This window comes from Kosakonia sp. H7A (assembly GCF_003028445.1).
Lineage (GTDB): Bacteria > Pseudomonadota > Gammaproteobacteria > Enterobacterales > Enterobacteriaceae > Kosakonia > Kosakonia radicincitans.
The window spans coordinates 1,131,693-1,145,276 of the sequence record NZ_PYTZ01000001.1 but is presented as its reverse complement, the minus strand read 5'-3'; the positions used below and the strand labels follow the sequence as shown (position 1 = coordinate 1,145,276).

At 56.4% G+C, this 13,584-nt stretch carries 12 protein-coding genes; 5 read left to right on the top strand and 7 right to left on the bottom strand.

All coding sequences use genetic code 11. The annotated features are described in order from the left end of the window. Positions 1 to 135 precede the first annotated feature (135 nt). Together seqA and pgm are read left to right on the top strand one after the other, a co-directional pair. The gene (seqA, locus tag CWM66_RS05305; protein ID WP_007373885.1) at positions 136 to 690 is read left to right on the top strand and encodes a replication initiation negative regulator SeqA; all 555 of its coding nucleotides are present in this window, start codon (positions 136 to 138) and stop codon (positions 688 to 690) included. A 24-nt stretch (positions 691 to 714) separates the two neighbouring features. Further along, complete coding sequence (gene pgm / locus CWM66_RS05300) at positions 715 to 2,355, top strand: phosphoglucomutase (alpha-D-glucose-1,6-bisphosphate-dependent) (protein WP_072438425.1); 1,641 nt, start codon at positions 715 to 717, stop codon at positions 2,353 to 2,355. A 63-nt stretch (positions 2,356 to 2,418) separates the two neighbouring features. Here pgm and CWM66_RS05295 read toward each other — a convergent pair whose 3' ends face one another. Genes CWM66_RS05295 through kdpF form a run of 7 tightly spaced genes read right to left on the bottom strand, consistent with a single transcriptional unit; the run spans position 2,419 to position 10,668 of the window. After that, a complete protein-coding gene (locus tag CWM66_RS05295) occupies positions 2,419 to 2,847 on the bottom strand; it encodes an EamA family transporter (protein ID WP_035886081.1) in 429 nt (142 codons plus the stop codon). Between the two features lie 33 nt (positions 2,848 to 2,880). Continuing rightward, on the bottom strand, positions 2,881 to 3,558 hold the full coding sequence (kdpE, locus tag CWM66_RS05290; RefSeq protein WP_007373888.1) for a two-component system response regulator KdpE: 678 nt from the start codon (positions 3,556 to 3,558) through the stop codon (positions 2,881 to 2,883). Then, the gene (gene kdpD / locus CWM66_RS05285) at positions 3,555 to 6,242 is read right to left on the bottom strand and encodes a two-component system sensor histidine kinase KdpD (RefSeq protein WP_107146311.1); all 2,688 of its coding nucleotides are present in this window, start codon (positions 6,240 to 6,242) and stop codon (positions 3,555 to 3,557) included. The genes kdpE and kdpD overlap by 4 nt, the downstream gene beginning before the upstream one ends. A gap of 3 nt (positions 6,243 to 6,245) precedes the next feature. Beyond that, complete coding sequence (gene kdpC / locus CWM66_RS05280) at positions 6,246 to 6,821, bottom strand: potassium-transporting ATPase subunit KdpC (RefSeq protein WP_090397265.1); 576 nt, start codon at positions 6,819 to 6,821, stop codon at positions 6,246 to 6,248. 12 nt (positions 6,822 to 6,833) lie between these two features. Further along, positions 6,834 to 8,882, bottom strand: coding sequence for a potassium-transporting ATPase subunit KdpB (gene kdpB, locus CWM66_RS05275; protein ID WP_035885979.1), 2,049 nt, complete (start codon positions 8,880 to 8,882; stop codon positions 6,834 to 6,836). A 20-nt stretch (positions 8,883 to 8,902) separates the two neighbouring features. Continuing rightward, positions 8,903 to 10,579, bottom strand: coding sequence for a potassium-transporting ATPase subunit KdpA (gene kdpA, locus CWM66_RS05270; protein WP_007373892.1), 1,677 nt, complete (start codon positions 10,577 to 10,579; stop codon positions 8,903 to 8,905). Next, positions 10,579 to 10,668, bottom strand: a complete 90-nt coding sequence (gene kdpF, locus CWM66_RS05265; protein ID WP_035885978.1) for a K(+)-transporting ATPase subunit F — start codon at positions 10,666 to 10,668, stop codon at positions 10,579 to 10,581. The genes kdpA and kdpF overlap by 1 nt, the downstream gene beginning before the upstream one ends. Positions 10,669 to 11,061: 393 nt before the next feature. Between kdpF and CWM66_RS05260 the strand changes: the two genes are divergently transcribed. From CWM66_RS05260 to CWM66_RS05250, 3 genes are all read left to right on the top strand, one after another. After that, positions 11,062 to 11,268 (top strand): YbfA family protein, encoded by a 207-nt coding sequence (locus CWM66_RS05260; protein ID WP_035885977.1) that lies wholly within the window; start codon positions 11,062 to 11,064, stop codon positions 11,266 to 11,268. 146 nt (positions 11,269 to 11,414) lie between these two features. After that, positions 11,415 to 12,827: a deoxyribodipyrimidine photo-lyase gene (phrB, locus tag CWM66_RS05255; RefSeq protein WP_072438432.1), complete on the top strand. Its 1,413-nt coding sequence runs from the start codon at positions 11,415 to 11,417 to the stop codon at positions 12,825 to 12,827. A 12-nt stretch (positions 12,828 to 12,839) separates the two neighbouring features. Further along, positions 12,840 to 13,583, top strand: coding sequence for a type 2 GTP cyclohydrolase I (locus CWM66_RS05250; RefSeq protein WP_007373895.1), 744 nt, complete (start codon positions 12,840 to 12,842; stop codon positions 13,581 to 13,583). Position 13,584: the final 1 nt, after the last annotated feature.

Below are 13,584 nucleotides of genomic sequence, written 5' to 3'. Positions count from 1 at the left end.
CATTCTGCCGCCCGGCTGCAAGGTTAAGAATTACTCTTACTTTTGCCGCCATCCTGGTTTGACGCTATCCGCTGTTGAGATTTCACTTTATAATCCCAACACTTGTATTCAGATTAGATATCGCACTGGATTAAGATGAAAACGATCGAAGTTGATGATGAGCTCTACAGTTATATTGCCAGCCATACTAAGCATATCGGCGAGAGCGCATCCGACATTTTACGGCGCATGTTGAAATTTTCCGCCGTATCACCGGCACAGCCTGCCGCTTCTCTTGCAACGGTAAAAGAGCCGCGTACCGTCGTTGCTGTCGAAGGCATCAAACCGGCTAATACCGCAAAAGATAAAGTCCGCGCCGTGCGTGAGCTGCTCCTCTCTGATGAATATGCCGAGCAGAAAAAGGCCGTCAATCGTTTCCTGATGGTGCTGTCTACCCTCTATTCACTCGACGACAAAGGCTTTACGGAATCCACTGAATCACTGCACGGGCGCACAAGAGTATACTTTGCCGTCAATGAGCAAACCCTGTTGCAGAACGGCAACCAGACCAAACCGAAGCAGGTGCCGAACACCCCTTACTGGGTCATCACCAACACCAATACGGGTCGTAAATGCAGCATGATTGAGCACATCATGCAGTCAATGCAGTTCCCGGCGGAATTGATTGAAAAAGTTTGCGGCACAATTTAATCCTTGCATTGAAAGGACCAGGCAATGGCTAACCACCCGCGTGCGGGTCAACCTGCACAACAGAGCGATTTGATTAACGTCGCCCAGCTTACTGCGCAGTACTATGTGTTGAAACCTGAAGTCGGTAATTCAGAACATGCGGTGAAATTTGGCACTTCCGGCCACCGTGGCAGCGCCCATCGCCACAGCTTCAACGAGCCACACATTCTGGCCATCGCTCAGGCGATTGCCGAAGAGCGAGCAAAAAACGGGATTACCGGGCCGTGCTATGTGGGTAAAGATACTCACGCGCTGTCTGAAGCGGCGTTTATCTCCGTGCTGGAAGTGCTGACAGCAAACGGTGTGGATGTGATTGTGCAGGAAAATAACGGCTTCACGCCCACGCCTGCCATCTCAAATGCCATTCTGGTACACAACAAAAACGGCGGCGCGCAGGCGGACGGTATCGTTATCACCCCGTCGCATAACCCACCAGAAGATGGCGGGATCAAGTACAACCCGCCTAACGGTGGCCCGGCTGATACCAACGTTACCAAAGTGGTGGAAGACCGCGCGAATGCGCTGTTGGCGGATGGTCTGAAAGGCGTGAAACGTCTTACGCTGGATGCAGCGCTGGCCTCCGGTCATGTGACAGAAAAAGATCTTGTGCAGCCATTTATTGAAGGGCTGGCGGACATTGTCGACATGGCGGCAATCCAGAAAGCTGGCCTGAAACTGGGCGTTGATCCGCTGGGTGGCTCCGGTATTGAATACTGGAAGCGTATCGCGGAGTACTACAAGCTGGATCTGAGCATCGTTAACGATCAGGTCGATCAGACCTTCCGCTTTATGCACCTGGATAAAGACGGCGCGATCCGTATGGATTGCTCCTCCGAATGTGCGATGGCGGGTCTGTTGGCGCTGCGCGACAAGTTCGATCTGGCGTTTGCTAACGATCCGGACTACGACCGTCACGGCATCGTAACCCCGGCAGGGTTGATGAACCCGAACCACTACCTGGCGGTTGCTATCAACTACCTGTTCCAGCACCGTCCGCAGTGGGGCAAAGATGTTGCCGTCGGCAAAACTCTGGTCTCTTCAGCGATGATCGACCGCGTGGTTAATGACCTTGGCCGTAAGCTGGTGGAAGTGCCGGTGGGTTTCAAATGGTTTGTTGATGGTCTGCATGACGGCAGTTTCGGCTTTGGTGGTGAAGAGAGCGCGGGCGCGTCCTTCCTGCGTTTCGACGGTACGCCGTGGTCAACAGATAAAGACGGCATCATCATGTGTCTGCTGGCGGCTGAGATCACCGCCGTGACCGGGAAAAACCCGCAGCAGCATTACGATGAGCTGGCGGCACGCTTCGGAGCGCCGAGCTACAACCGTTTGCAGGCTTCTGCCTCCTCCGCGCAGAAAGCCGCGCTGTCCAAACTCTCTCCGGAAATGGTGAGCGCCAGCACGCTGGCAGGCGACCCTATCACTGCGCGTCTGACGGCTGCTCCGGGCAATGGCGCATCGATTGGCGGCCTGAAAGTGATGACCGACAACGGCTGGTTCGCCGCGCGTCCGTCAGGTACTGAAGACGCCTACAAAATCTACTGCGAAAGTTTCCTCGGTGACGAACACCGGAAGCTGATTGAAAAAGAAGCGGTAGAAATTGTCAGCGAAGTGCTGAAAAACGCGTAAGAAAAAAGGCTCCTTCGGGAGCCTTAAATTTTTGCGGATCGGGGGCTGCCATCTGTTGCAAACTCACCCCAGCGCAACCATCAGCGCACCGGCAGTAATTAACGCCACGCCCGCTGCCGCAATCAGTGAGACTTTCTCGCCAAACAGGATCACCGCCAGGATCACGGCAAACACCACGCTCAGCTTGTCGATGGGAGCAACCCGCGACACGTTGCCGCTTTTGATCGCCATAAAATAGAACAGCCACGACAGCGCGCCCGCGATGCCGCTCAGTACCACAAACAGCAGCGCTTTTTTATCGGCCAGCACGGTGGCGACCAGCGACAATTTGCCCTGCACCACGACCACACCGACCAGAAATACGGCCATTACCACCGCACGGATCGCCGTGGCAGTATTGGCGTCGAGATGTTGCAAACCGATCTTGCCGAAAATAGCCACCAGCGCAGCGGTGACCGCTGATAACAACGCATAAATTAGCCAGGCGCTCATCATTACCCTCCCAAAAAACAGCAGGATACGCCCTCAAAGCATAAACCGGTAGCCAATCCCTGTTTCAGTCAGTAAATGGCGAGGGCGGGCAGGATCGGCTTCGAGTTTCTGGCGCAGGTGGCCCATATAGATGCGCAGGTAGTGGCTGTGCTCGATGGCATTCGGCCCCCAGACCTGGCTTAGCAGTTGTCGCTGAGTTAACACTTTGCCGTGATTGTTCAACAGCACGGCCAGCAGGCGAAATTCAATGGGCGTCAGATGGATCTCTTCCTCACCGCGCTGGATGCGGCGGTTAGCCAGATCGACGCGAATATCAGCAAAGGCCACCACCGGTTCGCCAGGGGTTGTGGCCGCATGACGGCGCAGGGCAACGCGCAGGCGGGCCTGCAACTCGCCAATGCCAAACGGTTTACTGAGGTAATCGTCGGCGCCGGCATCAAGAGCCGCAATTTTGTCGCTCTCTTCAGCACGCGCCGAAAGGACAATCACCGGCATCTGGCTCCACTGGCGCAAATCACGGATAAAGTCCAGACCGTCGCCATCCGGCAGCCCCAAATCGAGGATCACCAGATCGGGTTTGCGGGTGGCGGCTTCAATCAGACCGCGCTGCAAGGTCTCCGCTTCATGGACGCGCAACCCTTCAGCTTCCAGCGCGGTACGCAGAAATCGGCGAATAGCTTGTTCATCTTCGACAATCAGAACGTTGATCACAGATCCTCAGGTAATTCATCCAGTTGCGGAGGTGTTTCACGGGGAAGTGTAACACAAAACAGCGCACCCCCTTGCGGACGATTGCGGGCACTAATGGTACCGCCATGAACCTCAACAATCGCCTGGCAAATCGCCAGCCCAAGACCGACGCCAGGAATCGCTGATTCCTTGGTTCCTCGCGCGAACTTATCAAAAATGGCCTGCTCCTGTCCTGCCGGAATACCTGGCCCGTTATCCCACACATCCAGCATCAACTGTTGCGGCGTGTCATGGGCGGTAATGCCGATCTCTGCCCGCTGTCCTGCATATTTCACCGCATTTTCCAGCAGATTGATCAGCACCCGTTCAAATAATGGGCCGTCAACATGTACCAGCATTAACGGGTCGGGCAGGGCGAGGTTGATATGGCGGCCGCCAAGCCCGGGTTCCAGCGTTCTGAGCGCGCTGCCGACCACCTCTTCCAGCGTTAACCACTCTTTTTTAAGATTAAAACCACCGGACTGAATACGTGCCATATCCAGCAGATTGTTCACCAGTCGCGTGGTATTCAGCACATGCTGACGGATCTCGTTGGCCTGCGGCGCATGCGAGGAGCCTTCACTTGCCAGATCGAGCGTCAGGATCTCTGCCTGGCCAAACAGCACAGTCAGCGGTGTGCGCAAATCATGGGAGAGTGCGGCCAGCAAGGAGTTACGAATGCTTTCCCGCTCGCTGGCGAGGCGAGCCTGTTCTTCGCTGGTGGCAAGCGCCTGGCGTTCAAGCGCACTGGCGACCAGCAGGGTGAAGGTTTCCAGCAGGCGTTGCTGTTCCGGGATCATCAACTGACGTAAGTTGGCCGGTTCCACAATCAATAACCCATGGGTTTTTTGGTCGCTTTTAAGCGGCAAAATTTGATACGGCACGCCGGGCAGGGTGTCGGTTCCCGCTCCGGCAGGCTGGCCTTTATCAAAACTCCAGCGGGCAATTGCGTCATCCCAGGGCGTCATGCCGTGGGTTTGCGTCACCGCTTTCAACTGCCCGTGGCTGTCCGGCAGCAACAATTTGCTGCGGGCATCAAAGGTAGACTGGATAAATGTTTCGCTGGTAACGGCGATATCCTTGTTATTACGCCCGACCGCCAGCGCTTTCGACATCTCATAAAGATGGCGGGTGCGCTGCTCGCGATACCGCGCCACGCGCGCCTGATAACGCACCCCGGCGGTGAGATTGCCAATGACCAAACCGACCGTCATCATCACGCCAAAGGTCAGCAGGTATTGCACATCGGAAACGGCCAGCGTGCCGCGCGGAGCGATAAAAAAGAGATCGAAACTGATGACGTTAATCACCGTGGCGAACGCGGATGGCCAGCGCCCATAAAACAACGCAACCAGCACCACGCCAAGCAGGTAGATCATCACAAGGTTGGCGGCGTCGAAAGCAGTCAGCCACTGCGCGGCGATCAGCGTGATTGCCGCACAGAGGGCGAGGGCGACGGCACAACCTTTTAACTGCACCCGCCAGCGCTCAATCAACGGGCGTGTATCTCCGGCGCGTGAGGGCAATGCTGCCGGAGCGTCGTCCAGCGCGATGATCACCAGATCGAGATCCGGCGCGCGGCGTGCCAGCTTATCGGCAAATGATTCTGGGTTCCACCAGCGGTGCTTATTGCGTCGGCCAATAATAATTTTGCCGAGGTTATGCTCGCGGGCATAACGCAGAATCGCCTTCTCTTCCGCCGGATCGGAAAGCGTTGCCGTTTCGGCCCCCAGTTCCTGTGCAAGGTGCAGGGCGCTTAAAATCGCCCGCCGTTGCGGTTCCGGCAATTTATGTAACGACGGCGTTTCAACGTACACCGCATGCCAGACGCTGCCCAGTTTGGCTGCCAGCCGCGCCGCCGTGCGGATCAGCTTCTCATTGCCCGCGCCATGCCCGACGCAGAGCAGAATAGCATCACGCGTATGCCAGACTTTCTCTTCACCCTGGCGATCGCGCCAGGCGCGCATCTGATCGTCCACACGGTCGGCGGTGCGGCGTAGCGCCAGTTCGCGCAGGGCAATCAGATTACCTTTACGGAAGAAGTGTTCGATGGCGCGCTCGGCCTGGCCGCCGATATAGACTTTGCCTTCGTGCAGGCGCTGGCGGAGATCGTCCGGCGGCAAATCCACCAGTACGACTTCATCGGCGTTATCGAAAAAGGGATCCGGTACGGTTTCACGTACCTGAATACCGGTCACGCCGCTGACCACATCGTTGAGGCTTTCCAGATGCTGGACGTTGACGGTTGTAAAGACATTAATGCCCGCTTCCAGCAGCTCTTCTACATCCTGCCAGCGTTTCGGATGGCGCGAGCCGGGCGCGTTACTGTGCGCCAGCTCGTCCATTAAAATCAGCGCCGGACGGCGCGCAAGGGCGTCGTCCAGCGAAAACTCCTGAATAAGTCGCCCGCGATGGGCGATACGGCGTGGCGGCAGGGTTGCCAGCCCTTCCAGCAGCGCGGCAGTCTCTTTGCGCCCGTGAGTCTCCACCACGCCAACGAGAATATCAAGCCCCTGCGCCCGCAGACGCTGCGCTTCTTGCAGCATAGCGAACGTTTTGCCCACACCGGCGCAGGCGCCGAAGAAGACTTTCAACTTTCCCCGATGCGCCGTTGCGGCGTGTTCCAGCAAGCGGTCGGGATTGGGACGCAAAGGCTCGTCAGTCATGCTTTATTTATCCTTGAGCGCATCCAGCGCCAGATTGAGTTCCACAATATTGACCACCGGCTGGCCGATAAAATTGACCAGCGGTGTGGTGGTATGTTCGGCCACCATTTTTTCCACTTCTGTCACGGGTAAGTGACGAGCCTGCGCCACGCGCGGGATCTGCCAGGCGGTGGCGGCCGGAGAGAGTTGACCATCAAGGCCGCTCGCCGAGGCGGTAATCAACTCCACCGGCACATGCGTATCCGCTTGTGGATTCTCGGCACGCAGTTGCGCCACGCGCGCCGCCACTTCTTTATCCAGCTCCGGGTTGCTGCCTGCCAGATTGCTGCCGCCGGACGCCATTGGATTATAAGGCGCATCGGCAGTGGCAGAAGGGCGGCCGTGAAAATAAACCGGCGCGGTAAAGTCCTGACCCAGCAAGCGCGAACCGCGCACAGTATCGCCCTCACGGATCAGCGAACCGTTCGCCTGCGCGTTAAACCACCACTGCCCGAGCGCGGTGGTCACCAGCGGATAGATCCCGCCGGTAATCAGGGTGAAGAGTAACAAAAGCAGAAATGCGGGACGTAATAAAGCCATTTTTTATACCTCTTACACCAGGCCAAACAGGGTCAAAATCAGGTCGATCGCCTTGATACCGATAAACGGCACTACCAGCCCGCCCAGCCCGTAAATCCACAGGTTGCGGCGCAGCATGGCGGAAGCAGTAAGCGGCTTGTAGCTCACCCCTTTCAGCGCCAGCGGGATAAGAAACACAATCACCAGCGCGTTAAAGATCACCGCGCTTAAAATTGCCGACGCCGGGGAGTGCAGATGCATCACGTTCAGCGTATTCAGTTGCGGATAGGTTGCTGCGAACGCCGCCGGAATGATGGCGAAGTATTTCGCCACATCGTTGGCGATACTGAAGGTGGTCAGCGAGCCGCGAGTCATCAGCATCTGTTTACCGATATGCACCACTTCAATCAATTTGGTGGGGTTCGAATCGAGATCCACCATGTTGCCCGCCTCTTTGGCGGCCTGGGTGCCGGAATTCATCGCTACCGCAACGTCCGCCTGCGCCAGCGCTGGCGCATCGTTCGTGCCATCGCCGGTCATCGCCACCAGACGACCTTCCGCCTGATACTGGCGGATCAACGCCAGTTTCGCTTCCGGCGTCGCTTCCGCAAGGAAGTCATCGACACCGGCTTCAGCAGCAATCGCCGCAGCGGTTAAACGGTTATCCCCGGTGATCATTACCGTTTTAATGCCCATTTTACGCAGCTGGGCAAAACGCTCTTTAATCCCGCCTTTGACGATATCTTTCAGCGCGATAACACCCAGCACTTTCGCCCCTTCGGCAACGACCAGCGGCGTGGCACCCTGGCGGGCGACGCGTTCGACCAGCGTTTCCACATCGGCCGGGAATTGGCCGCCATTGGCGGCGATATGACGACGGATAGCATCCACCGAACCTTTACGGATCATCCGATCCTGCACGTTGATGCCGCTCATGCGGGTTTGCGCAGTGAAGGGCACAAAGGTGGCTTGCAGGCTCTGCATATCGCGCTTGCGCAGATTAAAGCGGCGTTTAGCCAGTATCACAATACTGCGGCCTTCCGGCGTTTCATCCGCCAGCGAAGAGAGTTGCGCAGCATCGGCCAGCGTTTTTTCATCCACGCCCTGCGCGGGCAGGAAATCGGATGCCTGGCGGTTACCTAAGGTGATGGTGCCGGTTTTATCCAGCAGCAGCACATCGATATCACCTGCTGCTTCTACCGCACGACCGCTGGTGGCAATCACATTCGCACCCAGCATGCGACTCATCCCGGCAACGCCAATCGCAGACAGCAGCCCGCCGATAGTCGTTGGGATCAGGCATACCAGCAGGGCCACCAACACAGTTACGCTGACTGCCTGGCCGCCATATACCGAGAATGGCCACAAAGTGGCGGTTGCCAGCAGGAAGACAAGAGTCAGGGCAACCAGCAGAATGGTCAGCGCGATCTCGTTCGGTGTTTTACGCCGCTGCGCACCTTCCACCATCGCAATCATGCGGTCGAGGAACGTTTCGCCGGGGTTAACGCTGCACTGGATCACCAGCCAGTCAGAAAGAATGCGTGTCCCGCCAGTGACCGAAGCGAAGTCGCCACCGGACTCACGGATAACCGGTGCCGATTCGCCGGTTATCGCGCTCTCATCTACCGATGCGCCACCTTCAATCACTTCACCATCGCACGGAATAATGTCACCGGCCTCAACCAGCACCACATCGCCTTTACGCAGGTCTGCTGCCGGAATATGGTCGATTTGTGCATCATGCTGCGGGGCGCGTAATTTGCGGGCGAAAGCGGTTTTTTTCACCCCTTTCAGGCTATTGGCCTGCGCTTTGCTGCGACCTTCCGCCAGCGCCTCTGCAAAGTTGGCGAACAATACCGTAACCCACAACCACAGGCTGACTGTGCCAGTAAACCATGCACTGCCGTCAAGATGGCCTGTTGCCATTGCCACAGTCAAAACTGTGGTCAACAGGCTGCCGATCCAGACAATAAACATCACCGGGTTACGCCACTGTACTTGCGGGCTTAACTTGGTCACCGAATCCATCAGCGCCTGACGAACAAGGTGCGGTTCGAACAGGGCCAGTTGTTTGCGACTCATAAAACGCGTCTCCGCCAGTCTCAAAATAAGAGGTATTCCGCCACCGGGCCGAGCGCCAGGGCAGGAACAAAGGTCAATGCGCCAACCAGCAGTACCGTGCCGATCAGCAGGCCGATAAACAGCGCGCCGTGCGTCGGCAGGGTGCCAGTGCTGGCGGGCTGGATTTTCTTGCCGACCAGTGAACCGGCAATCGCCATCACCGGAACAATCACACCGAAGCGGCCGAAGAACATGCAGAACGCCAGCAGACAGTTCCAGAACGGGGTGTTGGCACTTAATCCGCCAAAGGCGCTGCCGTTGTTGTTGGCCGCCGACGAGACGGCGTACAGCACTTCACTAAAGCCGTGAATGCCGGGGTTAAACATGCCGCTACGCCCGGCATCGGTCATCATCGCCAGCGCGGTGCCAATCAGCACCAGCGCCGGGGTGACGAGGATCGCCAGCGCGGTCATTTTCATTTCGCGGACATCGATTTTTTTGCCGATGAACTCCGGCGTACGGCCAATCATCAACCCGGCAATAAACACCGCCAGCAGCACGAACAGCAGCATGCCGTAAAGACCCGAGCCCACGCCGCCAAACACCACTTCGCCAATCTGCATCAGCCACATCGGGATCATGCCGCCCAGCGCGGTAAAGGAGTCATGCATGGCATTCACCGCGCCGCATGAGGCAGCGGTTGTAACCACGGCATACAGGCTGCTCGCCAGAATGCCAAACCGACTCTCTTTACCTTCCATATTGATGGCGCTGTCGCCACCGAGCGTCAGGAAGTGCGGATTACCCTGGAACTCCGCCCACATCACCACCCCGGCACAGACCACGAAAATCAGCGACATCGACCACAGCAGCATGTGCCCCTGGCGACGGTCCGCCACTGCATCGCCAAAAGCAAAGCAAAGCGCTGCCGGGATCAGGAAGATCACCAGCATCTGCACGATGTTGGTCAATGCGGTCGGGTTTTCAAACGGGTGTGAAGAGTTGGCATTGAAGAAGCCACCGCCGTTGGTGCCGAGCATTTTGATCGCTTCCTGAGACGCGACTGGCCCCATCGGCATCAGATGCTGAACGCCTTCAAGCGAGGTGTAAGGCTGATAAGGTAAAAAGTTTTGCAGGACGCCTTGCTGAATAAAGAACAAGGCAAGGATCAGCGAAATCGGCAGCAGTACCCACAGAGTAATGCGAGTGAGATCTACCCACGCGTTGCCGAGCGTATCCATGCTGCGGCGCGCAAAGGCGCGGATCAACGCGAATATCACCGCAATCCCCGTTGCCGCAGAGAGGAAGTTTTGCACCGTCAGCCCGACCATCTGGCTGAAATAACTCAGTGTGCTTTCGCCTGAATAGGATTGCCAGTTGGTATTCGTGACAAAGCTGACCGCCGTATTCAGTGCCAGATGCCAGGAGAGGCCGGGCAAGTTTTGCGGGTTCATTGGCAAAATGCCTTGCAACATCAGCATGGCAAATAGCAGCACAATACCGAGCACATTGAGCCACAGGATGGCGAACAGATAGTGCCGCCAGTTCATTTCACGGGTATCAATACCCAGTCCACGCCAGAGGATATTTTCGATTGTCGCCGTGCCGGGCAGCGCTTGTCCGGCAATCAGTTTTGCCAGCAGCGATCCCAGCGGGCGCGCAAGAATAAACAGCACCAGCAAAAAGCTGGCGACCAGAAGAAACGCCTGAGCGGCCATCAGAAAGCCTCCGCGTTAATCAGGGCATAAACCAGGTAGCCCAATAACAGGAAAACCAGCACGATGCCGATTATTACGCCTGCACTCACAATTCACCTCCGGGGTGATTTAAGGATGTGTTGTGAAAGTAGTTTTTTCGGCGCAAAGATTTCGCAAAAATCGTCAGGCGGGGTGTAAAAAAAATATAAAAATGGCCAAAAACATTGGGCGGACAAGCGGGGGATCCCCCAGGGGCTTTCAACGTAACGAAAATCTATAAACCACAATTTAACTAATGATTAGTATTAATTTAACTGTTTTGTAACTAATTTACCGCCGGGACATCAATAAATCGTAAATTGACAGAAAAATAGTGGTCGGATGAGTAGTAAAATTACGAATAAAGCGATACTATTTTAACCAGATTTCAGCGCCGCCCTGATTTTCTGTAAGGCGGGAACATTTCCGGTAGTGATTGCCGGCCTGACAAAGGGGAGAGAATTATGAACACATATAAAGCGTTTCCGGTACACGTTGTGTTGATGCGTCGCGCTTTCGCCATTCTGGCAGGCGTTCTGGCATTACCAGTGATGTTATTCTGGAAAGATCGCGCGCGTTTTTACAGCTACCTGCACCGCGTCTGGGCGAAAACCAGTGAAAAACCGGTGTGGATGGACCAGGCCGAAAAAGTGGCCTGCGACTTTTATTAATCGATTACACACAGCAAACTCTCTAAGCCACCGCCTTGCGGTGGTTTTTTTTGCGGTAACCTTTTTGCTACATTTACACTGTGCCGCCTGGCGTAGCGGATTAGATCCGCTACGCTGCGCTTTCGTTATGGACATTAAGGAGTGATATGACCACCCATCTGGTCTGGTTTCGCGCGGATTTACGCGTACAAGATAATCTTGCGCTCGCGGCCGCCTGCCGTTATCCCGATGTCCGAGTTATTGCGCTTTTCATTGCCACGCCAGCACAGTGGCAGCAGCATCATATGGCTCCCCGTCAGGCGGCGCTGCTCAACGCCCATCTTAATGCGCTGCAACAGGCGCTGGCGGAGAAGGGCATTCCGTTGCTCTACCGCGAGGTGGATGATTTTGCTGCCTGCGCGCAGGCCATCGCCCAAATCTGTGCCAGCGAGCAGGTAAGCCATCTTTTTTATAACTATCAATATGAATTCAATGAACGCCAGCGTGATGCGGCGGTAGAAAAAGCGCTGCCGAACGTATCCTGCCAGGGGTTTGATGACAGCGTGATGCTGGCACCTGGCAGCGTTATGACCGGTAATCACGAGATGTATAAAGTCTTTACGCCGTTCAAAAACGCTTTTTTGCGTCGGCTAAAAGAGGAACTGCCGCAATGCGTTGCCGCGCCACATGCACGCGAAGGGGCGCAGCCTGTCGCTAAGCCGATCGCACTTAACTATCCGCAGCAGCCGTTTGATGAACAACTTTTCCCCGCCGATGAGAAAAGCGCGATTGCCCGGCTGCGTCACTTTTGCCAGCAGCAGGCGGCGGAGTATGAGCAGCAGCGTGATTTTCCGGCGATTGAAGGTACCAGCCGCCTCTCCGCCGCGCTGGCGATTGGCGCACTGTCGCCGCGCCAGTGTCTGCATCGTTTACTGGCCGAGCAGCCGCAGGCGCTTGATGGTGGAAGCGGCGCAGTATGGCTCAATGAGCTGATCTGGCGTGAGTTTTACCGTCATCTGATGACATTTCATCCGGCGCTCTGCAAGCACAAACCTTTTATCCCCTGGACTGATAGGGTGCAGTGGCAGGGGAGCCAGCAGCAGCTTGCGGCGTGGCAAGAAGGCAAGACTGGCTTTCCGATTGTCGATGCCGCAATGCGCCAGTTGAACAGCACTGGCTGGATGCACAATCGGCTGCGGATGATTACTGCCAGCTTCCTGGTCAAAGACTTACTTATCGACTGGCGTTGCGGAGAGCGCTATTTTATTTCTCAGTTGATTGATGGCGATCTGGCGGCAAACAATGGTGGCTGGCAGTGGGCAGCCTCAACGGGGACCGACGCGGCGCCGTATTTCCGCATTTTTAATCCCACCACGCAGGGGGAGCGCTTTGACGCCAGCGGCGAGTTTATTCGTCACTGGCTGCCGGAACTGCAAGCAGTGCCGGAAAAGCATCTCCATCAGCCCTGGGCGTGGGCGGATAAACAGGGGCAACGTCTCGATTATCCTCGCCCGATTGTGGACCATAAACAGGCGCGAGCCGCCACCCTGGCGGCGTATGAAGCCGCCCGTAAAGCGTAAAAGAGAGCATTGATGAAAAATACCGAACTGGAAAAACTGATTAACGAGAAGCTGAACAGTGCGGCATTCAGTGATTACGGCCCGAACGGCCTCCAGGTTGAAGGGCGGGAAACGGTGCAAAAAATTGTCACCGGCGTGACCGCCAGCCAGGCGTTGCTGGATGAAGCGGTGCGTCAGCAGGCGGACGCGGTAATTGTCCATCACGGCTATTTCTGGAAAAACGAAGCGCCAGTCATTCTGGGCATGAAGCGTAACCGCCTGAAAACGCTTCTGGCGAACGACATCAACCTGTATGGCTGGCATCTGCCGCTCGATGCGCACCCGGAGCTGGGCAATAACGCGCAACTGGCGGCGCTGCTCGGTATTACCATTCAGGGCGAAATCGAAGAGCTGTTGCCGTGGGGAGAACTCACGATGCCGGTGCCGGGGCTGGAACTGGCTTCGTGGATCGAAGCGCGTCTCGGCCGTAAGCCGCTCTGGTGCGGCGATACCGGGCCGGATGTTGTGAAACGTATCGCCTGGTGTACCGGCGGCGGACAGAGCTTTATCGATAAAGCCGCCCGCTTTGGCGTGGATGCCTTTATCACCGGCGAGGTATCGGAGCAGACCATTCATTCTGCGCGTGAACAGGGGCTGCATTTCTACGCGGCAGGGCACCATGCCACCGAACGTGGCGGCATTCGCGCGTTGAGCGAGTGGCTGAATACCCATACCGATCTTGACGTCACATTTGTGGATATTCCGAACCCGGCCTGAG